Annotated in this window: 1 protein-coding gene; it reads left to right on the top strand. The window is 39.9% G+C overall.

What is annotated here, in order from left to right; genetic code table 11:
* Positions 1-900 precede the first annotated feature (900 nt).
* A partial coding sequence (locus HQK80_15315) for an addiction module protein (GenBank protein MBF0223561.1) occupies positions 901-1,069 on the top strand: 169 nt, incomplete at its 3' end.

The raw sequence follows: 1,069 nt of genomic DNA, 5'->3' as shown, positions 1-1,069 counted from the left end.
TTTTAAGTATACTGCCAAGCAGTCTTTTTGCCTTGCAATGTTGGGGCAAAAGACTTTTCTGTAGATTATGGTCAGGTCTTCAAAAGGGGGTGATTGACTGATCCCAATTTCATAAGGGCTAAGCAAATGCTGGCATTTCCAATTATGTTTTTGAATATTATAAATGCACTTCCCAAAGGTACCATTCAGTCGGGATGTGCATTTCTGCTCTTATCAATCCTTCGACTCTCCAAGAGTGAAGTATACTCCGTGAAGGACTCAACAATCAGCTAGGTCACGGTATACTCCATAAAGGGACTTAACTTACTCTTCAGCAACTATCACCAACACAATTTTCCGGTTTTAGGCCCGGTGATATAATAGCTGACACGGCATCGTAGCAACTCACTAATCTGGAGACCCCATAAAAAAAGGCAGAGGAAAAAATCTCTTTTGAGTTCCTGCCAAAACATGCCCACCTGTTGTGGAGTTCAAGCTAAAGGAACAAGATTTTTAACCCTGCCTTTGTGGAATTGGGACGAGCCTCTACATTAAAGTATACGTGCGTTGGAGCTGCCGTTTTTTATGTGATGTTAAGCTTCATCCCCTTGCACTTTAGATTTAGCAATCAATATGCCAACAGGATGAATATTTACTTGATCTCCCTTTTTGCGGGGCGTAAGGCTTGATTAATCCGTATTGGCTGGTTTTTTTAACAGGGAAATTTATGAAATAATGCGTGAAATGACTCATAAATAGAAAAAAAGCAGGCGCTGCACCAGACCGGTAGAGGCTCGGCGGCGATAATTGCGGCAAGATTTTTGTCGATATACGTAAAAAATAAGATCAGATTTACACCTCATCCTGTACCAACAATGCCTAATAGATTATAATGCATGAAAAGGAGGTAATACCATGCCAATGTCAATCGAAGAAATATTATTTGAAGCCCAAATACTCCCTAATGAGTCGAAAGCGGTTCTTGCAGAAAAACTTGTTGCGAGTATTGAAGAAAAGATTGATCCACAAGTTACAAAAATTCACTTAGTGGAAGTAAAAAAACGGAGAGATGAGATTCGTTCTGGAAAAA

This window comes from Desulfobulbaceae bacterium, assembly GCA_015231515.1.
Lineage (GTDB): Bacteria > Desulfobacterota > Desulfobulbia > Desulfobulbales > VMSU01 > JADGBM01.
The sequence above is the reverse complement of the archived record's forward strand: the minus strand, read 5'-3'. Positions and strand labels throughout refer to the sequence as shown.